The organism is Rhizobium sp. BR 317 (assembly GCF_047445835.1).
Lineage (GTDB): Bacteria > Pseudomonadota > Alphaproteobacteria > Rhizobiales > Rhizobiaceae > Rhizobium > Rhizobium paranaense.
This window is the reverse complement of the sequence record NZ_JARWLB010000002.1, coordinates 234,674-256,752: the sequence shown is the minus strand read 5'-3', so window position 1 is coordinate 256,752 and position 22,079 is coordinate 234,674. Positions and strand designations below refer to the sequence as shown.

22 protein-coding genes and 1 pseudogene are annotated in these 22,079 nt (G+C 60.7%); 12 read left to right on the top strand and 11 right to left on the bottom strand.

What is annotated here, in order from left to right; translation table 11 throughout:
- The first annotated feature begins 27 nt into the window (after window positions 1–27).
- From hflK to QD357_RS03815, 3 genes are all read left to right on the top strand, one after another.
- Window positions 28–1,152 carry an FtsH protease activity modulator HflK gene (hflK, locus tag QD357_RS03825; RefSeq protein WP_107108419.1) on the top strand — a complete coding sequence of 375 codons (1,125 nt, stop codon included), beginning with the start codon at window positions 28–30 and terminating at the stop codon, window positions 1,150–1,152.
- Window positions 1,152–2,087, top strand: coding sequence for a protease modulator HflC (gene hflC, locus QD357_RS03820; protein ID WP_107108418.1), 936 nt, complete (start codon window positions 1,152–1,154; stop codon window positions 2,085–2,087). Before hflK ends, hflC begins: the two co-directional genes overlap by 1 nt.
- A gap of 196 nt (window positions 2,088–2,283) precedes the next feature.
- On the top strand, window positions 2,284–4,236 hold the full coding sequence (locus QD357_RS03815; RefSeq protein WP_107108416.1) for a Do family serine endopeptidase: 1,953 nt from the start codon (window positions 2,284–2,286) through the stop codon (window positions 4,234–4,236).
- Window positions 4,237–4,242: 6 nt separating this feature from the next.
- Here QD357_RS03815 and QD357_RS03810 read toward each other — a convergent pair whose 3' ends face one another.
- From QD357_RS03810 to serB, 3 genes are read right to left on the bottom strand one after another with little or no spacing between them, the layout of a single operon-like run.
- Window positions 4,243–4,821: a GNAT family N-acetyltransferase gene (locus tag QD357_RS03810; RefSeq protein WP_107108415.1), complete on the bottom strand. Its 579-nt coding sequence runs from the start codon at window positions 4,819–4,821 to the stop codon at window positions 4,243–4,245.
- Window positions 4,818–5,381 carry a GNAT family N-acetyltransferase gene (locus QD357_RS03805; protein ID WP_107108414.1) on the bottom strand — a complete coding sequence of 188 codons (564 nt, stop codon included), beginning with the start codon at window positions 5,379–5,381 and terminating at the stop codon, window positions 4,818–4,820. The genes QD357_RS03810 and QD357_RS03805 overlap by 4 nt, the downstream gene beginning before the upstream one ends.
- Window positions 5,382–5,411: 30 nt before the next feature.
- Window positions 5,412–6,302, bottom strand: coding sequence for a phosphoserine phosphatase SerB (gene serB, locus QD357_RS03800; protein ID WP_107108413.1), 891 nt, complete (start codon window positions 6,300–6,302; stop codon window positions 5,412–5,414).
- Between serB and miaA the strand changes: the two genes are divergently transcribed.
- Complete coding sequence (gene miaA, locus QD357_RS03795) at window positions 6,301–7,197, top strand: tRNA (adenosine(37)-N6)-dimethylallyltransferase MiaA (RefSeq protein ID WP_107108561.1); 897 nt, start codon at window positions 6,301–6,303, stop codon at window positions 7,195–7,197. The genes serB and miaA overlap by 2 nt on opposite strands.
- A gap of 6 nt (window positions 7,198–7,203) precedes the next feature.
- Here miaA and QD357_RS03790 read toward each other — a convergent pair whose 3' ends face one another.
- Window positions 7,204–9,252, bottom strand: a complete 2,049-nt coding sequence (locus tag QD357_RS03790) for an ATP-binding protein (RefSeq protein ID WP_107108412.1) — start codon at window positions 9,250–9,252, stop codon at window positions 7,204–7,206.
- Window positions 9,253–9,579: 327 nt separating this feature from the next.
- Here QD357_RS03790 and QD357_RS03785 point away from each other — a divergent pair, with 327 nt between their 5' ends.
- The 3 genes from QD357_RS03785 (at window position 9,580) to QD357_RS03775 (ending at window position 13,193) form a co-directional block, all read left to right on the top strand.
- On the top strand, window positions 9,580–11,373 hold the full coding sequence (locus tag QD357_RS03785) for an acetolactate synthase 3 large subunit (protein ID WP_107108411.1): 1,794 nt from the start codon (window positions 9,580–9,582) through the stop codon (window positions 11,371–11,373).
- 117 nt (window positions 11,374–11,490) lie between these two features.
- Window positions 11,491–12,063: an acetolactate synthase small subunit gene (gene ilvN, locus QD357_RS03780; protein ID WP_107108410.1), complete on the top strand. Its 573-nt coding sequence runs from the start codon at window positions 11,491–11,493 to the stop codon at window positions 12,061–12,063.
- A 155-nt stretch (window positions 12,064–12,218) separates the two neighbouring features.
- Window positions 12,219–13,193: a capsular biosynthesis protein gene (locus QD357_RS03775; protein WP_107108560.1), complete on the top strand. Its 975-nt coding sequence runs from the start codon at window positions 12,219–12,221 to the stop codon at window positions 13,191–13,193.
- Here the strand turns inward: QD357_RS03775 and QD357_RS03770 are convergent.
- Window positions 13,190–14,035 carry an aldo/keto reductase gene (locus QD357_RS03770; RefSeq protein ID WP_107108409.1) on the bottom strand — a complete coding sequence of 282 codons (846 nt, stop codon included), beginning with the start codon at window positions 14,033–14,035 and terminating at the stop codon, window positions 13,190–13,192. The two genes, QD357_RS03775 and QD357_RS03770, sit on opposite strands and share 4 nt — an antisense overlap.
- 204 nt (window positions 14,036–14,239) lie before the next feature.
- On the opposite strand from QD357_RS03770, the gene QD357_RS03765 reads away from it, so the two are divergent.
- Window positions 14,240–14,833 (top strand): LysE family translocator, encoded by a 594-nt coding sequence (locus QD357_RS03765; RefSeq protein WP_107108408.1) that lies wholly within the window; start codon window positions 14,240–14,242, stop codon window positions 14,831–14,833.
- On the opposite strand, the gene QD357_RS03760 is transcribed toward QD357_RS03765, so the two are convergent.
- Complete coding sequence (locus QD357_RS03760) at window positions 14,825–15,301, bottom strand: DUF2269 family protein (protein WP_107108559.1); 477 nt, start codon at window positions 15,299–15,301, stop codon at window positions 14,825–14,827. The genes QD357_RS03765 and QD357_RS03760 overlap by 9 nt on opposite strands.
- Before the next feature lie 2 nt (window positions 15,302–15,303).
- A complete protein-coding gene (locus QD357_RS03755) occupies window positions 15,304–16,593 on the bottom strand; it encodes an SDR family oxidoreductase (RefSeq protein ID WP_414124045.1) in 1,290 nt (429 codons plus the stop codon).
- Between the two features lie 137 nt (window positions 16,594–16,730).
- Here QD357_RS03755 and nthA point away from each other — a divergent pair, with 137 nt between their 5' ends.
- Genes nthA through QD357_RS03740 form a run of 3 tightly spaced genes read left to right on the top strand, consistent with a single transcriptional unit; the run spans window position 16,731 to window position 18,374 of the window.
- Window positions 16,731–17,360, top strand: coding sequence for a nitrile hydratase subunit alpha (gene nthA / locus QD357_RS03750; protein ID WP_107108406.1), 630 nt, complete (start codon window positions 16,731–16,733; stop codon window positions 17,358–17,360).
- Window positions 17,357–18,016, top strand: coding sequence for a nitrile hydratase subunit beta (gene nthB / locus QD357_RS03745; protein ID WP_107108405.1), 660 nt, complete (start codon window positions 17,357–17,359; stop codon window positions 18,014–18,016). Before nthA ends, nthB begins: the two co-directional genes overlap by 4 nt.
- Entirely contained in the window at window positions 18,003–18,374 is a 372-nt protein-coding gene (locus QD357_RS03740) for a nitrile hydratase accessory protein (protein ID WP_107108404.1), read from the top strand. The genes nthB and QD357_RS03740 overlap by 14 nt, the downstream gene beginning before the upstream one ends.
- 106 nt (window positions 18,375–18,480) lie before the next feature.
- Here the strand turns inward: QD357_RS03740 and QD357_RS03735 are convergent, their stop codons facing one another.
- The 3 genes from QD357_RS03735 to QD357_RS03725 are packed head-to-tail and all read right to left on the bottom strand — an operon-like array spanning window position 18,481 to window position 20,193.
- Window positions 18,481–19,278: an anti-sigma factor family protein gene (locus QD357_RS03735; RefSeq protein ID WP_107108403.1), complete on the bottom strand. Its 798-nt coding sequence runs from the start codon at window positions 19,276–19,278 to the stop codon at window positions 18,481–18,483.
- The gene (locus tag QD357_RS03730) at window positions 19,275–19,829 is read right to left on the bottom strand and encodes an RNA polymerase sigma factor (RefSeq protein WP_107108402.1); all 555 of its coding nucleotides are present in this window, start codon (window positions 19,827–19,829) and stop codon (window positions 19,275–19,277) included. Before QD357_RS03730 ends, QD357_RS03735 begins: the two co-directional genes overlap by 4 nt.
- Window positions 19,813–20,193 (bottom strand): hypothetical protein, encoded by a 381-nt coding sequence (locus QD357_RS03725; RefSeq protein ID WP_104823502.1) that lies wholly within the window; start codon window positions 20,191–20,193, stop codon window positions 19,813–19,815. Before QD357_RS03725 ends, QD357_RS03730 begins: the two co-directional genes overlap by 17 nt.
- A 149-nt stretch (window positions 20,194–20,342) precedes the next feature.
- Here QD357_RS03725 and QD357_RS03720 point away from each other — a divergent pair, with 149 nt between their 5' ends.
- Entirely contained in the window at window positions 20,343–21,470 is a 1,128-nt protein-coding gene (locus tag QD357_RS03720; RefSeq protein ID WP_107108401.1) for an ATP-dependent DNA helicase, read from the top strand.
- Window positions 21,471–21,557: 87 nt separating this feature from the next.
- Here QD357_RS03720 and QD357_RS03715 read toward each other — a convergent pair.
- Window positions 21,558–22,022 (bottom strand): annotated as a pseudogene (locus QD357_RS03715) (MerR family transcriptional regulator); the annotation flags it as partial.
- Between the last annotated feature and the right edge of the window lie 57 nt (window positions 22,023–22,079).

The following is a 22,079-nucleotide window of genomic DNA, read 5'->3' as shown; positions in this document are numbered from 1 at the left end:
TGGGAGTCCATAAACAAAGAGGTTTTGATGCCCTGGAGCAATCAGAATGGCGGCGGCGGCCCGTGGGGCGGCGGTGGCGGCGGTGGAAATAATCAGGGGCCTTGGGGGCAGGGACCGAACCGGCCGCGGGGAAGCGGCAGCGGTGGACCGCCCGATCTTGAAGACATCATTCGCCGTGGTCAGGATCGCTTGAAGGGGCTTGTTCCCGGCGGCTTCAATGGCGGCGCCTTTGTCATCGTCGCGGCGATCATCGTCATTTTCTGGCTCATCCAGTGCGTCTATACGGTTCAGCCGGATGAGCGCGGCGTCGAGCTGCGCTTCGGCCAGCCGCGCGCCGAAGTATCCATGCCGGGCCTGCATTTCCATTTCTGGCCGATGGATCGCGTTGAGATCGTCAAGGTTACCGAACAGCAGCGCAATATCGGTGGCCGTTCGAGCTCGGGTTCGAACGCCGGCCTGATGCTGACGGGCGATCAGAATATCGTTAACGTGCAGTTCTCGGTGCTCTACACCGTCACCAATCCGCAAGCCTATCTCTTCAACCTCGAAACTCCTGACGAGACGCTGCAGCAAGTTGCGGAAAGCGCCATGCGTGAGGTTGTCGGCCGCCGTCCGGCCCAGGATATCTATCGCGACAACCGCCAGGAAATCGCGATCGAGGTGAGAAACATCATTCAAGACACGATGGACCGTTACGGCTCGGGKATTTCCATCAATGCCGTGCCGATCGAAGATGCATCGCCGCCGCGTGAAGTGGCCGACGCGTTCGACGAGGTGCAGCGCGCCGAGCAGAACGAAGACCAGCAGGTGCAAGAGGCCAATCAATACGCCAACCAGCAGCTTGGCGCGGCGCGCGGCCGTGCGGCCCAGATTCGTGAAGAGGCGGCTGCCTATAAGAGCCGTGTCGTCAAAGAAGCTCAGGGTGAGGCGCAGCGCTTCATCTCCATCTACGACGAATACGTCAAGGCGCCGGAAGTGACCCGCAAGCGGCTGTTCCTCGAAACCATGGAGTCCGTTATCGGCAATTCGAACAGCATTATCATCGACGACAAGCAGGGCGTCGTGCCCTACCTGCCGCTGAACGACCTCGGCAAGCAGTCCACGACCCAGTCGGCCAAGCCCGCGGCCGCACCTCAGCCGGAGGCCAAATAATGACGTCCAGCCGTTTGCCAACCATTCTCATCGCGCTCGCGGTGGTGCTGCTGATCGTTTATTCCTCCATTTTCGTGGTCAATGCCCGCGAACAGGCGATCGTTCTGCGCTTCGGCCAGATCCGTGCCGTGAAGACAGAGCCGGGTCTCTATTTCAAGCTGCCCTTTGCCTTCATGGATGCCGATCGGGTGCAATATATCCAGGATCAGGAGCTGCGTTTCGATCTGGACAATATCCGTGTCCAGGTTTCGGGCGGCAAGTTCTATGAGGTCGATGCTTTTGTCGTCTACCGGATCACCGATGCGCGAAAATTCCGCGAGACGGTGTCGGGCGATCGCGATGCAGCGGAATCGCGTCTCAGGACCCGCCTCGACGCGTCGCTGCGTCGTGTCTACGGTCTGCGTGGTTTCGAAGCTGCTCTGTCCAACGAGCGTGCTTCGATGATGACGGAAGTGCGTGACGACCTGCACCGCGATGCCGAGTCCCTCGGCCTGAACATCGAAGATGTTCGTATCCGCCGCACCGACCTGACCCAGGAAGTGTCGCAGCAGACCTACGACCGCATGAAGGCTGAACGTCTGGCGGAAGCCGAGCTGATCCGTGCCCGGGGTAATGAAGAAGGTCAGCGCCGTCGAGCCATCGCCGATCGTCAGGTCGTCGAGATCGTGGCGGATGCACAGAAGGATTCTGAAGTCCTACGCGGTCAGGGCGAGGCCGAGCGTAACGGCATCTTCGCTGATGCCTCCTCGCGCGATCCGAGCTTCTACGAATTCTATCGCTCGTTGGCTGCCTATCGCACGGCGCTCGCTTCGGGCGGCAAGACGCTGGTCCTGCCGCCGAACCAGTCGGAATTCTTCAAGTATTTCGACAGCTCGGTCGGTTCTGCTCCTGCGGCAGGTGCGCCGGCGCTGGCTGCGCCGTCACCCGCGAAATAGTGCGCGACAACTCGCTGAAATCCGAGGGGCTGCCTTCTGGCGGCCCCTTGTCTTATGTCGGATGGCATCAATTTTACCATGAATCGCAAGGCCGGATGGACGCGCGGGGATATCGCAAAAAGGTGATTTCACGCTTCATCATTCCGCCTTATGTTGATGCTTATACAAGACTTCCCTTTCTCGATGAGGATGCCTGATGGCCTCGACCAATCGCCTGCCTTTCAGACGTTCGTTCGCGCTCTTGGCCAGTGTGGCGCTGATTGCCGGTCCCACCCTAGCAGGCGTCGAGCGGGCGTATGCGCAGACGACGCAGACGCCTTCAACCGATACGATGACGCCCAATAGCGGCGCTGCTGCAGGCGCACTGGCTCCGGGCAATTCCGCGACAACCGCACCGGCACCCACCGGAGAAACGGGCCAGGCTCCCGCCACGGGCTCCGCCGGCGCAACCACCGGCAACACCGCGTCGGGCACGCAGGCGCCCGCGACCTCCAATAGTCAGACCCCGGCTACGGCGACCAACCCGGCGCAGGCTCCCTTGAGCGGCTCGACTGTAACGACGACCGAGAACCCGACCGTGACGCCTAACAGCGCGACGTTGCCGGTCACGGGCAATCCGGCAATGAATGCCGGCCCCGCCTCGGTTGCCGATCTGGCATCCGGTCTGCTGGATGCGGTGGTCAACATTTCGACCTCCCAAAAGGTCAAGGATGAGGGCGATGGCCCGGCGACCCCCAAGGTGCCGGACAATTCGCCGTTCCAGGAGTTCTTCAACGACTTCTTCAAGAACCGGAACAACGAAAACAGCAACCGCAAGGTCAGCTCGCTCGGTTCCGGTTTCGTCATCGATCCATCCGGCTACATCGTCACCAACAATCACGTCATCGAAGGTGCCGACGATATCGAGGCGATCTTCCCGAACGGCACCAAGCTGAAGGCGCGGCTGATCGGCACCGACACGAAGACCGATCTTTCCGTGCTCAAGGTGGAACCGAAGCATCCGCTGATCGCGGTCAAATTCGGCGATTCCGGCAAGATGCGGATCGGCGACTGGGTGATGGCGATCGGCAATCCTTTCGGTCTGGGCGGCTCTGTGACTGTGGGTATCGTCTCTGCCCGTGGCCGCAATATCAATGCCGGTCCCTATGACAATTTCATCCAGACGGATGCGGCGATCAACAAGGGCAATTCCGGCGGCCCGCTCTTCAACATGAAGGGCGAAGTGATCGGCATCAACACGGCGATCATCTCGCCGAGCGGCGGCTCCATCGGTATTGGCTTCGCCGTGCCCTCCGAACTGGCCGAGGGTGTCGTCAAGCAGCTCATGGATTTCGGCGAGACCCGTCGCGGCTGGCTCGGCGTGCGCATCCAGCCGGTCACCGACGATGTTGCCAACAGCCTCGGCCTCGAAAGCGCCAAGGGCGCGCTGGTGGCAGGCGTCATCAAGGGCGGGCCGGTCGATAACGGTTCGATCAAGGCCGGCGATGTCATCCTGAAATTCGATGGCAAGGACGTTGACGAGATGCGCGATCTGCCGCGTGTGGTCGCTGAAAGCCCCGTCGGCAAGGAAGTCGACGTTGTCATCATGCGCGACGGCAAACAGCAGACTGTGAAGGTCACGCTCGGCCGGCTCGAAGACAGCGACCAGGCGGCCGCAGCTAGCAGCGGCGACAGCAATCAGGGCGATAAGGGCGGCGGCGACAAGGCGCCCCGGCTTGCGCCCAACGACAAGGGCGGCGGCAACGACGGCGTCATCAATCCCGACGAGGGAGATGAAGGCGATGACGACGGAGCGGATGGGCAGGACCAGGACAACGGTCAGCAGCAGCAAGCGCCGCAGCCGCAGGCTACCCAGGAGGTGCTCGGCATGAAACTCGCGACGCTGAACGCCGAAAACCGCAAGAGCTTTGGCATTGCCGACAGTGTCGACGGCGTGGTGATCACGGAGGTTGCACCGGGTTCGGCCGCAGCGGAGAAGGGGCTGAAGCCGGGAGAAGTTGTCGTCGAAGTGGCTCAGGAATTCGTGCAGACGCCGACCGCTGCTTCGGAAAAGGTTGCATCGCTGAAGCGGGAAGGTCGCCGCAATGCGCAGATGATGATCGCCTCTCCGAATGGCGATCTGCGCTTCATTGCTGTGGCGCTGGAGTAGGCCGCATCAATTCGGGGCGGCCTGCTCCTGTTGGCGGCGCCATTCCATAGCGCTCAAGCGATAGAGCACATGCTGCTTTAGCTGCGGATGAGTGGCGGGAATATCCGGATGATCGAAATCTCCGGCCGGATCGCGATGCATGCCGATCCGTTGCATCACCGCCAACGCGCGATGATTGTTGTGCACGGCAATGGACACGATTTCGTCGAGTTTGAGCGTCTCGAAACCGTAGCGCAACAAGGCGGTTCCGGCCTCGCTGGCATAGCCCTGACGCCAGTGCTGGGCTGAAAGTCGCCAGCCGATCTCGACGGCATTTTCAGGTAAGAATGGTTCAAGCTTTGGCTTCGACAATCCGGAGAAGCCGATCGGCTCGCCGCTCTGTTTCAATGTCAGTACGAGAAGATCGAAACCGGCTTCCGGTATCAGTGTGCCGATGATGTCGAAGACGGCATCGGCGTCTTCCCGGCTGCGGCGGAAGGGAAAGAATTCGAGGACATCGGGATCGGAACTCAGTTCATAAAAGAGGTCGCGATCACTCTCCTGGCATGGGCGCAGGATGAGCCGCGGCGTCTCGATGATCGTCATTGCCGGGCGCGCCACTCGGCTGCGGTTAAGCGATAGAGCACATGACGCTGCAGGTGAGGGTAGGCATCAGAAACGCCAGGGTGCTCGAAATCCCCGCCTTCGACCCGATGCATGCCGATCCTCTCCATGACCGATGTCGAGCGGATATTGTTATGAACTGCGAAGGAAACGATCTGATCGAGGCCGTGGGTTTCGAAACCGTAGGCGAGCAGTGCCCGCGCCGCTTCGCTGACCAGCCCCTTGCCCCAATACCGCGCAGCCAGCCGCCAGCCGATCTCGACGGTACCCGCCGGCACGAACGGCTCCAGATGGTTCGTTTGTGCCAGTCCACAAAAGCCGATCGCCTCGCCGCTTGCCTTGAGTTCCAGGGCATAGAAGCCAAACCCTGTGTCGGCGATCATGGATTGGACCCGCTCCAAAAATGCATCCGCTTCCGCCCGATTGCGGCGAAACGGAAAGAACTCCATGACCGTCTCATCGGAGTTGATCTCGAAGGCAAGATCGCGATCGCCGTCGCGCCAGTTGCGGATGATAAGACGCTCAGTTTCGGCAATGATCATGGATCGCCTCCAATCGTCAGCGTTTTGATGCTACGCCTTGACGAAATCAGTTTTCCGGTAGCCCTGAATGTAGAGCAGGGCGGTCAGGTCGCCGTGGTCGATGCGCATCTTGGCCTGGGCAGCCACCGTTGGCTTAGCGTGCAGGGCGACGCCGGAGCCAGCGAGTTGCAGCATGCCGAGATCATTGGCGCCATCGCCGACGGCAATGGCGTCGGCGGTGGAGATACCAAGCTTTTTGGCAATGGTGTTGAGCGCGTCGACCTTGGCTTGCATGCCGAGAATGGGTTCGGCGACAAGGCCGGTCAGCACGCCGTTGTTTTCCAGCAGGACGTTGGCGTGGTTCTCATCGAAATCCAGGGTGGCCGCGATGCGGCTCGTAAAGAGGGTGAAGCCACCGGAGACGAGGGCGGCGTAGTAGCCCTTGGCTTTCATGGTGGCGATCAGCTCCGCGCCGCCGGGGGTGAGGGTGATGTGTTTGGCGATGACGTCGTCAACGACAGAGATCGGCAGACCTTTCAGCAGGGCCACCCGCTCTCGCAGGGCCGGCTCGAAGGCGATCTCGCCGTTCATCGCGCGGGCGGTGATGTCTGCGACCTTCTCCTTCAATCCGACTTCAGCGGCCAGTTCGTCGATGCATTCCTGGCCGATCATGGTGGAATCCATGTCGGCGATCAGCAACTTCTTTCGGCGCGTCTCGGCTTCCTGGATGACCAGATCGATCGGCGCGCCGGCGATGACTGCGAGAATATTGGCTTCCGCCGCCTGCAGATCGGTGCCGTCGCGCAGCGCAATGTCGCAGGCGATACCGTCGGCCAGCCAATAGAGTCCCGCTGCCTGGACGGCGTCCGCCGCCTGCTCGGCGATTGCCGGGACGAGAACGGGGTTTGACGGATTGGCAATAAGCGTGGCAACGAAGGCCATGATCAGAAACCTTATAAGCGATATCGACGCGATCCTGATAACCGGGCCGACCGCCAGCGGCAAGTCCGCGCTTGCGGTGGAATTGGCCCGCGAGCACGATGGTGTGGTCGTTAATGCCGACAGCATGCAGGTCTATGACACATTGCGCGTGCTGACGGCCCGGCCATCTGAGGAGGATATGCAGGGCATTCCTCACCATCTCTATGGCCATGTACCGGCGGGGCAAGCCTATTCCACGGGCGCCTGGCTGCGCGAGGCTACAGCCCTGGTGGCGCAATTACGCGATGAGAAACGGATGCCCGTTTTTGTMGGTGGCACCGGGCTCTATTTCAAGGCTCTGACCGGCGGGCTTTCCAATATGCCCGATATCCCCGCCGATATTCGCAGCCGCCTACGGGAACGGCTGTTGACGCAGGGACCTGAGGCGCTGCATGAGGCGCTCGTTGTTCGCGATCCAGCCGTAGCGGCAAGCTTCAATCCCCAGGATGGCCAGCGTATTGTTCGCGCTCTGGAAGTCATGGAGGCGACGGGACAATCCATCACAACGTTTCAGGGCAAGAGCGGTCCTGTCATCGTCGATGCCGATCGTGCGCGAAAGATCGTCGTGCTGCCGGATCGCGCGGTATTGCATCAGCGCATCAACGGCCGTTTCGAGAAGATGCTCGCCATGGGCGCCGAAGATGAAGTGCGGGCTCTGTTGGCGTTGAAGCTGCCGGAAGAGATGCCCATCATGAAGGCGATCGGCGTGTCGCAGATCGCTGCGATGCTGCGAGGCGAGATGACGCGCGAGGAGGTTCTTGAGACCGGTGCCGCCGCGACGCGGCAATATGCAAAACGGCAGATGACCTGGTTTCGCAATCAGATGGACGAAAGCTGGGAGCGCATTAGTCCGTAGTCCGCATCAGTCCTTGTTGTAGAGGCTGCTCAGTGGCTTTCTCAGAATACTGTCGCGCAGGGACAGGCCGCCTTCGCGCCGCGCAGGCTGCGGGGGCTCGTTCGCCGATGCGGGCTGACCGCTTGCATTGTCGCCGCCTCGGAACTCGCGGCGCAGCTCGGCAAGTCTGCTATCGATCGATGTCTGAGGAGCCGAGCCAAAAGTTGAAGCCGCCGGCGTGCGCGGCAGCATGTCGGGCCGATAAGGCTCTATCGACGGCGCCGCAATTCGCACCGGCTGCGGCTCGGATGCTGGGGTAGGCTGATCAGCATCGTCATCGCCAATATCCTCGTCGAAATCTTTCGCCGCATCGCTCAGGGTTGTGTAGCTCTGCTGAAAGGCGGAGATATCGGGACCGGAGATCGATCGCATGCGGCTGATGATGGTGCGCAGGTCGACCGTATCGGGTGATTCCTCGCTCGTTCTTGCGATGCTGCCACTGGCCTTCGGCAGCAAGCTTTCTTCGACGCGGGAAAAGCGCATGCGCATGGGGACCGCGATGGCTTCGCCGAAGGCGATGGCTTCGCCGTTGCCGATCGAAGACAGGAAGCTCGTCGTCGAAATCGAAGAGTTGGGGATTGCCGAACGTATGATGTCCTGGTCGCGGTCGTTTGCAAGGCGCATGGCGAACAGCGTCGAGCACTGCGACAGGATCGTCTGGTCGAGTTCGCCCGGACGCTGCGTGATGATGCCGAGCGACACGCCGTATTTGCGGCCCTCCTTGGCGATGCGGGCAATTGCCTGCCGCGTCGGAAAGAAGCCGAGATTCGGGTCGGCGGGGATATAGCGATGCGCCTCTTCGCAGACGACCAACATATGGATCGCGCCCTCGCTCCAAAGCGCGAGCTCGAAGGCCATGCGGCAAAGGACGGAGGCGACGGAGTTGACGACTTCGGATGGAATCCCTGCGAGCTGGAAGGTGCAGATCGGCCTGTCGTCGCCAGGAATACGAAAGATCTGCGCGATCGTCTCCATGATCGTGTCGCTGATCGTGTTGTTGGAGAACATGAAATGATAACGCGGATCGTTGATCGCCGAGATGACGCGCATCTTCAGAGAGCGCAGATGCGGCTTTTCTTGCCGGCCTTCGAGCCGGCCGATGCGCTCATCGATCAAGGCCAACAGATCGGCCATGCGGTAGGGAACCGGCGTATCTGCCGTCACCGAGCTCTTTTCCGTCTGACGGCGCATCAGCGGCGAGTCGCTGCCGCGAAAGGCGCGCTTTGCCTCCGGAATAATATCGCGCAGCATGTCGAGTTCGTCGGGGATCGGCGGCCGGCCGCGGAAAACGACCTCGGCGAATTCATCGAGCCGCATCAGCCAGAAGGGCAGGTCGAGCGTATCGGTATCGACGACGACGGAATGCTTGGGAAAGGCGGCGGCGAATTCATTATGCGGATCAAGGATCAGCACGCGCAGTTTGGGATCGGAAGTGATCGCCTTATGCAGCAGCAACGAGACGGCGGTCGATTTGCCGACACCAGTGGAGCCGACCACGGCGAAATGCTTGGCCAGCATCGAAGGAATATGGATGGCGGCGTCGATGCTCTCATCCTGCGTCAGCTTGCCGATKACACAACTGCTGTCCTTACCGGCATCGAAAATGCGCATGAGATCGCTGGCGCGGATGCGGTGAGCAACAGCGCCGAGATAGGGATAGGCGGAGATGCCACTGGAAAATTCCTCGCGGCCGCTTGGCCCGACGCGGACTTCGCCCAGCAATTCCACTTCGATGCGGAAAAGATTGTCTTGTCCTTCGCCCCAGCCTGTATTGCCGGTGTTCATGGCGTAGACGAGGGCAGCGACACGATTGGCACCTACGCTGATCGAGATCAGTTTGCCGACGGACCAAAGCTCGGTCAGATCGGTGCCGCCATCTTCGGCGATCGCAGCGATGGTCGCCCTGGAACCACTGCACGCGACAACACGGCCGAGGAAGCGATTCCCTGGCTTCATACTATCGCGACGATCAAGGTCCCCAGCCTTGCCGGACGTCTGCAAATCATTGTTGAGCAAACGGTTACTCCCAGCGTTAAGCCGTGAAGCATAGGGAGGGTGGCTTAACAAAACCCTTTCGCGCTCCCCCAGATTTTAAGAGGATTGGGAAAGGCCGCGATTTTTTATTGCGGAATGCGTTGACGCTTAGAAATTTTCTGTCTATCACTTCCGCCCATGAAAAACTTGACGGTTCTTATCGTGGTGGGACAGCGCATGGGCAGGATGGTGTAACCATCCGGCGATAGCCACCCATGCGCTAGACAGCAGGCTCCCGAAGGAGCCTTTTTTTATGCCCGAAATCGAGTTTTCATTTTTCCAAACCTCAGCAGATAGCGGAACAAACGTATGACCGGCACAGATAATCAGGCGAGCAGCAATCAGATGACAGGCGCGGAGATCGTGCTGCAGGCGCTCAGGGACAACGGCGTCAAGCACGTATTCGGTTATCCGGGCGGCGCTGTTCTGCCGATCTACGACGAAATTTTTCAGCAGGACGATATCCAGCACATCCTCGTGCGCCACGAGCAGGGCGCAGGCCACGCAGCGGAAGGCTATGCCCGCTCGACCGGTAAGGTCGGCGTCATGCTGGTCACTTCGGGTCCGGGCGCGACGAATGCCGTCACGCCGCTGCAGGACGCACTGATGGATTCGATCCCGCTGGTTTGCCTGAGCGGCCAGGTTCCCACGTCCCTGATCGGTTCTGACGCCTTCCAGGAATGCGATACGGTCGGCATCACGCGGCCCTGCACCAAGCACAATTGGCTGGTCAAGGATGTCAACAAGCTCGCTGCGGTCATCCACGAAGCGTTCCGCATTGCCCAGTCCGGCCGTCCGGGTCCCGTCGTCGTCGACATTCCGAAGGATGTTCAGTTCGCCACCGGCACCTATACGCCGCCGGAAGCGCATGATGTCCAGAAGAGCTATCAGCCGAAGGTTCAGGGCGATCTCAACCGGATCAAGCAGGCTATCGAACTGATGGCAAATGCGAAGCGGCCGATCATCTATTCCGGTGGCGGCGTCGTAAACTCCGGTCCGGAGGCTTCGAAACTGCTGCGTGAGCTGGTCGAGCTGACGGGCTTCCCGATCACCTCGACGCTGATGGGCCTCGGCGCCTATCCGGCATCCGGTAAAAGCTGGCTCGGCATGCTCGGCATGCATGGTTCTTACGAAGCCAATATGGCGATGCATGATTGCGACGTGATGGTCTGCATCGGCGCGCGCTTCGACGACCGCATTACCGGCCGCCTGAATGCCTTTTCGCCGAATTCGAAGAAAATCCACATCGACATCGATCCGTCCTCGATCAACAAGAACGTTCACGTCGATATCGGCATCCTCGGCGATGTCGGCAATGTTCTGGAAGATATGGTTCGCCTGTGGCGGGCGCTGCCTCACAAGCCGGCGGCGGATCGTCTTAACGATTGGTGGACGAATATCACACATTGGCGTGCGCGCAATTCCTTCGCCTACAAGCCGCATGACGATGTCATCATGCCGCAATATGCGATCCAGCGTCTCTACGCGCTGACCAAGGACCGCGATACCTACATCACCACGGAAGTCGGTCAGCATCAGATGTGGGCGGCGCAGTTTTACGGCTTCGAGCAACCGAACCGCTGGATGACATCGGGCGGCCTCGGCACCATGGGTTACGGCCTGCCGGCCGCTCTCGGCGTACAGATCGCCCATCCGGAAAGCCTCGTCATCGACATTGCCGGCGATGCCTCGATCCAGATGTGCATTCAGGAAATGTCGGCGGCGATCCAGCACAATGCGCCGATCAAGATCTTTATCTTGAACAACCAATATATGGGCATGGTGCGCCAATGGCAGCAGTTGCTGCACGGCAACCGCCTGTCGCACTCCTACACCGAGGCCATGCCCGATTTCGTGAAGCTCGCTGAAGCCTATGGTGCCGTCGGCCTGCGCTGTGAAAAGCCCGGCGATCTCGACGCGGCGATCCAGGAAATGATCGACGTCAAGAAGCCGGTCATTTTCGATTGCCGCGTTGCCAATCTCGCCAACTGCTTCCCGATGATTCCGTCGGGCAAGGCACATAACGAGATGCTGCTGCCGGATGAAGCGACCGACGAAGTCGTCGCCAACGCCATCGACGCCAAGGGTCGGCAGCTCGTTTGATCGGAAAGCCGGGACACGGTAGGTTTGCCGTGTCCCCCGGCCGCTGGACCAATCACCATTCAGTCAGGATCGCGCTGGCATCCTGACCATAAGAACCGAGGAAACGGAACAAGGACAATGACCGCACACCTTCAACCCACGGGCTCCGCCTATTTCATTTCGCCGGAAACCGCGGCGGCCGAGAGCCATACGCTTTCGGTGCTGGTCGACAACGAGCCCGGCGTTCTCGCCCGCGTCATCGGCCTCTTCTCCGGTCGCGGCTATAACATCGAAAGCCTGACCGTTTCGGAGACCGAGCATCAGGCCCATCTGTCGCGCATTACCATCGTCACGCGCGGCACGCCGCAGGTGCTGGAACAGATCAAGGCGCAGCTTGAACGCATCGTGCCGGTTCATCGCGTCGTCGACCTGACGGTGCGCGCCCGCGAACTCGGCCAGGAGCGGCCGATCGAGCGCGAAGTGGCGCTGCTGAAGGTTGTCGGAAGCGGCGAGACCCGCGCCGAAACGCTGCGGCTGGCCGATGCCTTCCATGCCAAAGTGGTGGATGCGACGGTCGAGCATTTCATTCTCGAGATCACCGGCAAGTCATCGAAGATCGATCAGTTCATCGCCATTATCAAGCCGCTCGGCCTGATCGAAGTTTGCCGCACCGGCATTGCCGCCATGAACCGCGGCTCCCAGGGAATGTAAGGAAGCCTGCCGTTCACCGGTCTATCAGCGTCGCGTAGCTTGCGCGGCGCTCGGGGCGGATAGGTTGCGTCATCAATGAGGTCATGTCGGTGACGTTTTCTGCCGCGGAGAGTCCGCCTGATATCGGCGAGAAGAGCTGGCATCCTCCGGCAGGGATGAGTCTCGGCGCCACCTTTTATGTCCGCAATGCTTTTCCTTGGCTTGGCCAATATTTCGGGTCGCAGAAGATCGCGTCTACGCTATCGCCCGGCATCGGCGGCGTGCTTTCCTGGGGCGGCCGCGCACCCGCAAAGACGGCGGCAGCGATCTCGCGGTTGCGGGGATTGCCACACTGGAATCTCGAAGACGGTTTTCTGCGCTCGGTAGGCCTCGGCAAGGCCGGTGCAATCCCTCTTTCGATCGTGGTCGACGATCTCGGTCTCCCCGTAGACGCAAGCCGGCCCTCGCGCCTTGAACGCCTGATCGCCGGCGCGGAAGATGCCGGAGAACTGGGCAGGGCCATCCGCGAACAGATCGTCCGCAATCGGCTCTCCAAATACAATCATCTGCCGCACAGGTCGCCCGCGATCGAGCGGACGACGAAGCGTCGCATCCTGCTTGTCGATCAGGTCGTCGGCGATATCTCGGTCGGCAAGGCGCTCGGCTCGCGCGCCTCGTTCGAGCGGATGCTTGCCGACGCTTTGGCAAGCGATGCGCAATGTCTGATCCGGACGCATCCGGATGTCATGGCCGGCCACCGCAAGGGATATCTGACCACGGAAGCCGCCGGCAAAGGTGGTGCGGTATTTCTTGATGATGCTGTATCGGTCGCATCGATTCTTGATGTCGTGGACGAGGTCTGGACCGTCTCCAGCCAGTTCGGTTTCGATGCGCTTCTGCGCGGCATCCCGGTTCGCTGCTATGCGGCGCCGTTTTATGCCGGATGGGGTGTGACGGAAGATCAATTCGGCGTCTACACGAAAGCCGTTCTCGCCGACAGACGAACCAGGCGGCGGACCGTCGATCAAATCGCCGCTGCCGCCTTTTCGCTTTATCCGACCTATCGCAATCCCGCGGACTGGCGGGTGATCGATGTTTTCCAGGCGATCGAGCTGATCGTCGCGCAGCAGCGCGCAGAGGTCGGTAGTTAAAGCATCTCCAGCGGCTTCTTTCGCGCCGGTGGCGGGAAGGCGGCGTCGAGGGTGGCCCAATCCTCATCGGTGATGTCGAGCGAGACGGCGTCGCGGTTTTCTGCAACGCGTTGCGGATTGGAGGTTTTGGGAATGGCGATCACGCCGTCGCGCTCCAGCAGAAAGGCGAGCGCAACCTGCGCCGGCGTTGCCTGATAGGTCTTGGCGATGTGGATCAGATTCGGATGATGCGCCAGCCGGCCCTGTTCGATCGGTGAATAGGCCATAATCGGGATGTTGCGCTCCTGGCACCACGGTAGCAGATCGTATTCGACGCCGCGTCGGCCGAGATTGTAGAGCACCTGATTGGCGGCGACATTGCCGCCATCGGGAACCGCGAGCAGTTCCTCCATGTCGTCGACGTCGAAATTCGATACGCCCCAGGCGCCGATCTTGCCTGCGGCTTTCAGGGCTTCGAAGGCAGCCACCGTTTCGGCCAGCGGATACTCTCCGCGCCAATGCAGCAGATAAAGGTCGATGCGGTCGATTTTCATTCGCTTCAGGCTGCGGTCGCAGGCTTGAATAGTCCCCTTGCTACTTGCGTTGTGAGGATAGACCTTGCTGACGACGAACACCTCGTCGCGCCGTCCCGCGATCGCCTCGCCGACGATTTCCTCCGCGCCGCCTTCGCCATACATTTCGGCGGTGTCGATCAGCGTCATGCCAAGATCGAGCCCGGCCTTCAGGCTGGCGATCTCGTCACTGGTCCGGGCGGCTTTTTCGCCCATGTTCCATGTGCCTTGGCCGAGTGCGGGAACCGTGATGCCGGAGGGGAGAGTGACGGTAGGAATGGGGTCGCGCATGGCCTGTCCTCGCTGCTTGAGAGGCGAAGGATAAGGGCATTCATCGGGAATTCAATCAGGCCATTCATGTCACCGTGACAATCCTGTCATGGCATTCGATTCCAGGGCGAATTAGGGTCGCGCAGCATAGGCGCCGCTATGAGTGATGCGCATCGCGAGATGGACGCTTCCTGCTGACCAAAGAGCGGCGTTCGGAGGGACTTCATGCCGCTGAATACATTCCTGGCTCTTCTGTTGTTTGCTTTCACGACGTCGATCACGCCTGGGCCGAACAATATGATGCTGTTCGCATCGGGCGTGAACTTCGGTTTCCGCCGCACGATCCCGCATATGCTCGGCATCGGCGTCGGTTTTCTGTCGCTGCTGCTGGGCGTCGGGCTGGGGCTCGGGGCAGTGCTGCATACCGTTCCGGTGCTCTATACCGGCCTGAAATTCGCCGGCGGAGCCTATCTCGTCTGGATCGCCTGGAAGATCGCGACGTCGCGCAGCCTCAGCGAGAAGGAAAGCGGTGTCGAGCCGATGAGCTTCCTGAGTGCCGCCGCCTTTCAATGGGTCAATGCCAAGGCCTGGGTGATGGCGGTCACGGCCATGGCGACCTACACCAATCCGCAGCTCTACCTGATCAGCGTGCTGCTTGTCGGCTTTGCCTTTGCGGCGGTCAACATTCCCAGCGTTTCGACCTGGGCAGGTTTCGGCTCGGCCCTGCGCGACTGGCTTTCCGACCCCGTTCGCCTCAAGTGGTTCAACATCACCATGGCTGTCCTGCTGGTGCTCAGCCTCTGGCCGATGTTAAAATAGCGATATGGATGGCTTGTTGAGCATCAGCCAGAGGATGCCGATGACAGCGAAAAAGGCGGGGAAGCCGCAAGCAAACCAGATGTGATAGAGGCGGTGGTAGGCTGCCGGCAGCGGCGTTTCGGTCGCGGATGCCGTCCGGGCGAGATCGCGCAGGCGGAGCTGTATCCAGACGACCGGCAGCCAGAAAACTCCGGTCAGCACATAGAGCAGCAGGGACAGAGCGATCCATCCTTCTTCGAGTGACCAGCCGATCGATTGTGCAAGCAGATAGCCGGTGACCGGCTGTAGGATGACGGCCGTTGCCGTAAAGATCGTGTCGGCGATGACGACTGTGCCGGCAACATGTGCGATCACCTTGGGGTCGCCCGTGCGATGCGCCATCACCATGAAGAATGCGATGCCGGCGCCGGTGCCGAAAAGCACGGTAGCGCCGATGACATGCACGAGGCGAAGAAGCTCCTCTCCCAGCATCAGCGCTMCTCCAACACCGCAAGCGTGGCAAATGTCAGCAGGATCGACGGCAGCGCTTTGACGAGTGGCCCGAGAGGATCGAGCCAAAGCGATGGTTCGAGCAAGGTGCCGCCGGCAAGATAGCCGAGCGTAACGGCAAGCATTCCGAACAATGCCGACCGCGCGAAAGGCCGCACGAGAACAAATGCGCCGAGGGCTATATCGAGAAAACAGGTGATCAGGGTCAACGCCATTGCCAAGCCATCCGGCATAAAGGGCAGGAGGTGCCGGCTTGCGCCTGTCGGGGCCAGTATCGGGATGATGCCCGACAGCATCCAGAAGAGCGCCAGGCCAGAGATCATCAGCGGCTTTAACAAATAGAGGCGGGCAAACCACAAATCCTGAACGCCGGAAGGATTGGCCTCCAGCGTTTCGGCTGCTGTCGCCAGGCGTCGGCTTGGGAGGTGTTGCCCATCTCTTCGACTGAGAACGCCTTCTGACATCACGGCCATCGCAGTCGATCGGAGCGGCGAGCGCCATCCGAGCTTGCCGGCGATGTCGGCCATCCACGTCACCGGCTTTGCGAAGCTGGCCGGTATCGGCACGACCTGCGCTGGCGGCAGGCCGAGCCAGTTTCGATGAAGGATGACGAGTTGGCGGAGTGTCAGTGCTTCACTGGCGGCAAGATCGATGTCGGTGCCGGATTGGAGTTCGCCGGCAATTGCAGCCGAAACGATCGCTGCGACATCGTCGACCGAGACGGTTTCGACAGGGCTTTGTGCATGAATGAGAGGCAGGAGATAGGGTATGGCGGCAAGCGCGCGTAGCAATGCCGTGCCGCCATGCGCATTGCGGCCGAGGACGAGCGCCGGCCGCAGGATAATATGGTTGAGACCGTTTGCCGCCAGCGCCTTGTCAGCATTGCGCTTTGTCGCCAGGAATGGTTGGTCCCGACCACCGCCTTCCGTGCGCGCGGAAATCTGCACGACGAGCTCGATTGCCGACTGTGCGGCTGCGGCATAGAGCGCCAGCATCGCTTTTTCCTGCGTGGCGGCGAGATCGTCGGAAAGCCCGTCTTGAAGGGCTCCGGCGCAGTTGATGACGATCCGGTGGCTGCTTAGCGCTGCACGCCAGTCCGATGGATCGGTCATTTCAGCCAGATCGGCTTTGATCCAGTCAATCGAAGGGTGTTTTATGCGCGCCCGGTCAGGATTGCGAGCAAGACCTGTGACCATATGCCCGTCTTTGCGCAATCGCGCCGCGATCACAGAGCCGATGAAACCAGTTGCGCCAAGAATCAAAATCTTCATGCTGGGCAGACTAGCTAAACGCGCTAACAATGCGAGAGGGTTGCGGCATCTGATCGCGGTTGCAACCGTGGAGAAGGCGCTTGGCGCCTCGATAGCAAAGGCTTAGATTTCTGGCCTATTCGACGGGGAGATACATCATGCACGATCATGACGACCACCATCACCATGATCATGACAACCACTATTCCGACATGCAGGCGCGCGTGAAGGCGCTGGAGACGCTGCTCACGGAAAAGGGGCTGATCGATCCGGCAGCGATCGATGTCATCGTCGAGACCTATGAGACCAAGGTGGGGCCGCGCAATGGGGCGCAGGTGGTGGCGAAAGCCTGGAGCGATCCGGAATTTGCCGAATGGTTGAAGCGTGACGCGACGGCGGCGATTGCCAGCCTGGGTTTCACAGGGCGGCAGGGCGAGCATATGCGGGCGGTGTTCAATACGCCTGAAACGCATAATCTCATCGTTTGCACGCTCTGCTCCTGCTATCCCTGGTCGGTGCTCGGGCTGCCGCTGGTCTGGTACAAGGCGCCGGCGTATCGCTCCCGCGCCGTCATCGATCCACGCGGTGTGTTGGCCGAATTCGGTCTGACGCTGCCTGAGGGGAAGACGATTCGCGTCTGGGATTCGACGGCGGAGCTGCGCTATCTCGTCATCCCGGAACGTCCTGATGGCACCGAGGGCATGAATGAGGCTGATCTTGCCGACCTCGTTAGCCGTGACGCGATGATCGGTACCGCGATCGCCAAGGCTCCGGAGGTGACGCTATGAACGGGCCGCACGATCTCGGCGGGCAGATGGGTTTCGGGCCGGTCGCGCCGGAACCGAACGAACCGGTCTTCCACACGGAATGGGAAAAGCGGGCGCTTGGCGTCACGCTCTCCTGCGGTGCCTTCGGCGCCTGGAGCATCGATGAAAGCCGGCATGCGCGCGAAAACATCCCTCCGGCCGAATATCTTGCCGCCAGCTATTATGAGATCTGGACGCGCGGGCTCGAGACGCTGCTGAAACGGCATGGTTTTGTAACGCAGGAGGAGCTGCGAACCGGCCATTCGTCGGGGCAGGGAGTTGTTCCGAAACGCATCCTGAAGGCCGATATGGTTGCCGGTGCGCTCGCCAAGGGCGGCCCTTGCGATCGGCCGGTCGATGCAGCGCCGCTTTTTGCGGTCGGCGATCGCGTGCGGACGAAGAATATCAATCCGACAGGACATACGCGTTTGCCACGCTATGCGCGCGCCAAATCGGGCGTAGTCGAGGCCGTGCAGGGCTCGTTCGTCTTCCCCGACGACAACGCCCACGGCAAGGGCGAAAATCCGCAATGGATCTACACGGTCGTTTTCGACGCCCCGGAAATTTGGGGCGAGGGCGCCGATCCAACGCTTACCGTCTCCATCGATGCCTGGGAGAGTTACCTTGAGTGCGTGTGAAATCGCCTCGCCCCTGGCGCAATCGCCGCAACTGCCAAAATCCACCGATGGTGAGCCGGTCTTCCCCGAACCCTGGGCGGCGGAGGCCTTCGCCATGACCGTGCATCTGTATGAGAAGGGCTTGTTCAGTTGGGGCGAATGGGCGGAGCAGCTTTCCGCCGAATTGCACAGGCCGGGCAGGGCCGAAGACGGCAGCGACTATTTCGACTGCTGGGTGGCGGCATTGTCCGGCCTGCTGGTCAGCCGCGGCATCGCCGACGCCGGCGCGATCCTCGACCTGCAAAGAAGCTGGCAGCGCGCGGCGGAAGCGACGCCGCACGGCAAGCCGATCTTGCTTGAGAACGATCCGGAACGCTGAGGGGCCTAAAGCTCGTCGCGATCTTTCAGATACGCTCCCACGCTTTAGCTCTTTGTTTGTGCATGTCGTTTTCGCAAAACCGCCGCACACTTTTGCGCGACATGCACTAAGACGAAAACTGCTTGTAGCATTCGTCCGCCACCTGCCTCAGCATGTCGCGCGAAATTTCGCCGGTGACGGCATAGCCGAGCTTGCCGTCTATCCAATAGAAGGTCTCGACCGTGCCGACGCTGGTAAAGCGGAAACTGGTTGTGGTGTTTTCCTTGTTGCTGCCGATGAGCACGGTCAGGCGCTGGCCGGTGGCGTTCTCATACATGAAGAGTGCACCGGGCGTGCCGTTGATAGGCAGCAGCCGGCCGCCGACAAGCTGGAAACCGAGCGTCTGCAGGCTCGGCACCTTGAGACCGGCGATATTCATGCGCTTACCGAGCCAGGTGGCGAGATGCGCTTCCTGATCCGCGCCGACCTCGACCGGATGGCGGACATCGCTTGCGTAGACGACGAAGGCCGATTGCGCCTGTCGTGGCAGGGCTTCGATAGCCGTCACGCGAAGGTCCGGCTGTGTCAGAAGCGGCGGGCCGAAATGGCCGGCGGCAGCGCCAACCAGGAAGATCGCCAGAGAGGCCGCAGCCATCGGCAGCCAGCGAAGCCGTGGTGATGTTGCAGGCACAGACGCCGTGATGGGCGGTGATACCAGCTCGCGGTCGCCTTCCTTCGAGATTGCATATGGCGCAAACAATGCCTTGATGTCGGCATTCTGCGCCTGCCAGGCGGAAATCAGGTCCGCTTCCTCCGGATTTTCGGTAAGCCAGGCTTCCAGCCGGGCGTGATCGTCCGCCGGCAGCAATCCGTCGGCAAAGGCGTGGAGATCCGCTTCGGTCACGGTCGGGTTACGTTCGCTCATTTCGGTCTCCGAAGCGTAATGACATTCTCGGCATTCATCAGACTGCTCATTTTCCGGCGCGCTCGAGACAGGCGCGACATCACGGTGCCGATCGGAATATCCAGTGTGGTGGCGACGTCCTGATAGCTGTAGCCTTCGACGACGACCAGCATCAGTACGGCGCGATAATCCTCCCCGAGGCTGTTCAGCGCCGCTTCCAATCGCGAGCGCTCCAAAGGATCGCTGCTGGTCTCGGCGGCCGGCAGATCGGTGCTGTCGTCAAGATCGACGAAATTGCGACGACCTTGCTGGCGCAGGCCGTTGCGGTAGAGATTGGTCATGATGGTGAGCACCCAGCCGCGCAGGTTCAGCCCGCGCCACTGGCTGCGCCGCGCCAGCACCTTTTCCACGCAGTCCTGAAGAAGGTCTTCGCCATCGGCGTCGGATCGGGTGAGGCTGCGCGAATAGCGCCTTAACGAGGGGAGGAGCGCCAGCACCTCCGCCTCGAAGCTGTCGGGCGCGGGGAGAGCTCCCCCCGCATCCCTGTCGGTCCGATCAGGGCCGTGCGGCATCCCACACACCCTTGAAGCCATCGCCGGCAACTTCACCGGCCTTGGTATCCTTCATAAAGAAATAGAGCGGCATGCCGTCCTTCGCCCATTGCTTCTTCCCGTCTTTGCGGGTGATGATCGAATATGCGCCTTCTGCCTTGGCTTTGCTATCGGCCATCAGCGGCGGCCATGCCTTGGCGCAGTCGTCGTTGCAATTGGAGACACCCTTCTTGTCATTCTTGAAGGTGTAGAGCGTCATGCCGTTTTCGCCTGTGAGAACCTTGCCCTTGGCGCTCTCGCCGGTTTTTACCGGGGCTGCGGCAAAGGCCGACGTCGCTACGGCCGATGCCATGACCAGGATCGGCAAGAATTTCGCGGCTTTCATGATGTTTCTCCTCGGAATGGTAGACCTATGGTCTAGGCCCCACGTTTTGCGTTGCCGAACATGAGACGCGAATTGCCACGATTTTATTCCCAACAATTCTGGGTTTTTTACTGCTTGCTTCTGCCGGCCGAATCCTGCCAAGTCGGCCCATGCAATTCGCGCCACAACAAGACGAAGCGCTCAAGGCCGTTGCCAAATGGCTGAAGGAACGGCGCTCGCCGCTGTTTCGCCTGTTCGGCTATGCCGGTACGGGTAAGACGACGCTTGCGCGGCATTTTGCCGAGCATGTCGATGGCGAGGTGCTGTTTGCTGCCTTCACCGGCAAGGCGGCGCAGGTGCTGCGCTCGCGCGGCGCCAGCAACGCCAAGACCATCCATTCGCTGATCTATCGCCCGCGCGGCGAAGAGGCTGTCGAGGACGAAGAGACCGGCAAGACGTCGATCGCTCCAATGTTCACCATCAACCGGCAGAGCCCTGTCGCCAAGGCAGCGCTGATCATCGTCGACGAATGTTCGATGGTGGACGAAGCGCTCGGCAAGGACCTGATGAGTTTCGGCACGCCGATTCTCGTGCTTGGCGATCCCGGTCAGTTGCCGCCGGTCTCAGGCGGTGGTTTCTTCACCAACGAAGAGCCGGACTATCTGCTGACGGACATTCACCGCCAGGCCCGTGACAATCCGATCATCCAACTCGCCATGCATGTGCGTGAGGGCAAGGAGATCATGCACGGCGACTACGGCACGGCGAAGGTGATTTCGAAGAATGAGGTGACGCAGCCACTGGTACTCGAGGCGGATCAGGTGTTGGTCGGCACCAACCGTACCCGCCGACGTTACAATCAGCGACTGCGCGAGCTCAAGGGTTTTACGGCCGAATATCCGCAATCCGGCGACAAGCTGGTCTGCCTGCGCAACGACCCCGCCAAGGGCCTGCTCAATGGTTCGCTCTGGCAGGTGATGACGTCGTCCAGGGAAACCACGAAGCCGGGCATCAATCTGCTGGTGCGGCCGGAAGATGACGACATGGATCGGGGTGCGGCGAAGATCAAGCTGCTGAAGCAAGCCTTCGAGGATGTCGAAGGCGAAATCCCCTGGTCGACCCGCAAGCGCTATGATGAATTCGATTACGGCTATGCGCTTACCGTGCATAAGGCGCAGGGTTCGCAGTGGAATAACGTCGTGTTGTTCGACGAAAGCTGGGCGTTTCGCGATACGCGCGAGCGCTGGCTCTATACGGCGATCACGCGCGCCGCCGAGACGCTGACGATTGTCCGGTGAAGCTTACTTGCTCACTTCGTGATTAGGTGGGGTAACCTCTGCGCCAGACGCTAGAGGTCAGATGTCTTCGCCATGAGAATAGCGGAGTTCTGGGGTGCTGTCATAGTCAAGGAGATCGGTGACTTTCTGCATCTGCCGGTTCAATTGGGACATCTCAACGATCAGTTCGCGTTTGCGGTGGTTGAGGGCCGTGCGGAAGATAGCCTCGGCACCATCAGATGTTTCCGCCTCGTCAAGCTTTTCCATGATCTCCTGAATGACGGCGATCGACATGCCGGCTTCGCGGCAAACCGTGATGACGGCCATGCGCAGCACATCGTCGATGCCGTAGATGCGCATCAGCCCGTGGCGATCGGCCGAGATCAGCCGCTTTTCCTCGTAGAAGTGCAGCGTCCTGTGCGTCACGCCGAAAGCGCTGGCCATATCCGCAATGGCAACCGACCCCTCCGGCAGGTCAGACGGAATTGCCGTCTCAGGCAGGAACCGGTACTTGGCGCGCGCCCGAGAAACAAGATTGGCGGCAGCAAACGGACGTTTGGAACCGTCAGACATGAGTCCCTCCATATTTCCATCCCCTTTTGATCGCGGCGCCCCACGCCACGATTGAGT

What these genes read in the sequence shown, in the direction of transcription:
- QD357_RS03810 (WP_107108415.1), bottom strand. Translation starts at nt 4,821, where the DNA reads ATGACGATCATCGAGACGCCGCGGCTCATCCTGCGCCCATGCCAGGAG.
- serB (WP_107108413.1), bottom strand. Translation starts at nt 6,302, where the DNA reads ATGGCCTTCGTTGCCACGCTTATTGCCAATCCGTCAAACCCCGTTCTC.
- QD357_RS03770 (WP_107108409.1), bottom strand. Translation starts at nt 14,035, where the DNA reads ATGCGCGACCCCATTCCTACCGTCACTCTCCCCTCCGGCATCACGGTT.
- QD357_RS03805 (WP_107108414.1), bottom strand. Translation starts at nt 5,381, where the DNA reads ATGATCATTGCCGAAACTGAGCGTCTTATCATCCGCAACTGGCGCGAC.
- QD357_RS03735 (WP_107108403.1), bottom strand. Translation starts at nt 19,278, where the DNA reads ATGAGCGAACGTAACCCGACCGTGACCGAAGCGGATCTCCACGCCTTT.
- QD357_RS03775 (WP_107108560.1), top strand. Translation starts at nt 12,219, where the DNA reads ATGAGTCTCGGCGCCACCTTTTATGTCCGCAATGCTTTTCCTTGGCTT.
- QD357_RS03725 (WP_104823502.1), bottom strand. Translation starts at nt 20,193, where the DNA reads ATGAAAGCCGCGAAATTCTTGCCGATCCTGGTCATGGCATCGGCCGTA.
- QD357_RS03720 (WP_107108401.1), top strand. Translation starts at nt 20,343, where the DNA reads ATGCAATTCGCGCCACAACAAGACGAAGCGCTCAAGGCCGTTGCCAAA.
- QD357_RS03730 (WP_107108402.1), bottom strand. Translation starts at nt 19,829, where the DNA reads ATGCCGCACGGCCCTGATCGGACCGACAGGGATGCGGGGGGAGCTCTC.
- QD357_RS03765 (WP_107108408.1), top strand. Translation starts at nt 14,240, where the DNA reads ATGCCGCTGAATACATTCCTGGCTCTTCTGTTGTTTGCTTTCACGACG.
- nthA (WP_107108406.1), top strand. Translation starts at nt 16,731, where the DNA reads ATGCACGATCATGACGACCACCATCACCATGATCATGACAACCACTAT.
- hflC (WP_107108418.1), top strand. Translation starts at nt 1,152, where the DNA reads ATGACGTCCAGCCGTTTGCCAACCATTCTCATCGCGCTCGCGGTGGTG.
- nthB (WP_107108405.1), top strand. Translation starts at nt 17,357, where the DNA reads ATGAACGGGCCGCACGATCTCGGCGGGCAGATGGGTTTCGGGCCGGTC.
- QD357_RS03785 (WP_107108411.1), top strand. Translation starts at nt 9,580, where the DNA reads ATGACCGGCACAGATAATCAGGCGAGCAGCAATCAGATGACAGGCGCG.
- ilvN (WP_107108410.1), top strand. Translation starts at nt 11,491, where the DNA reads ATGACCGCACACCTTCAACCCACGGGCTCCGCCTATTTCATTTCGCCG.
- QD357_RS03815 (WP_107108416.1), top strand. Translation starts at nt 2,284, where the DNA reads ATGGCCTCGACCAATCGCCTGCCTTTCAGACGTTCGTTCGCGCTCTTG.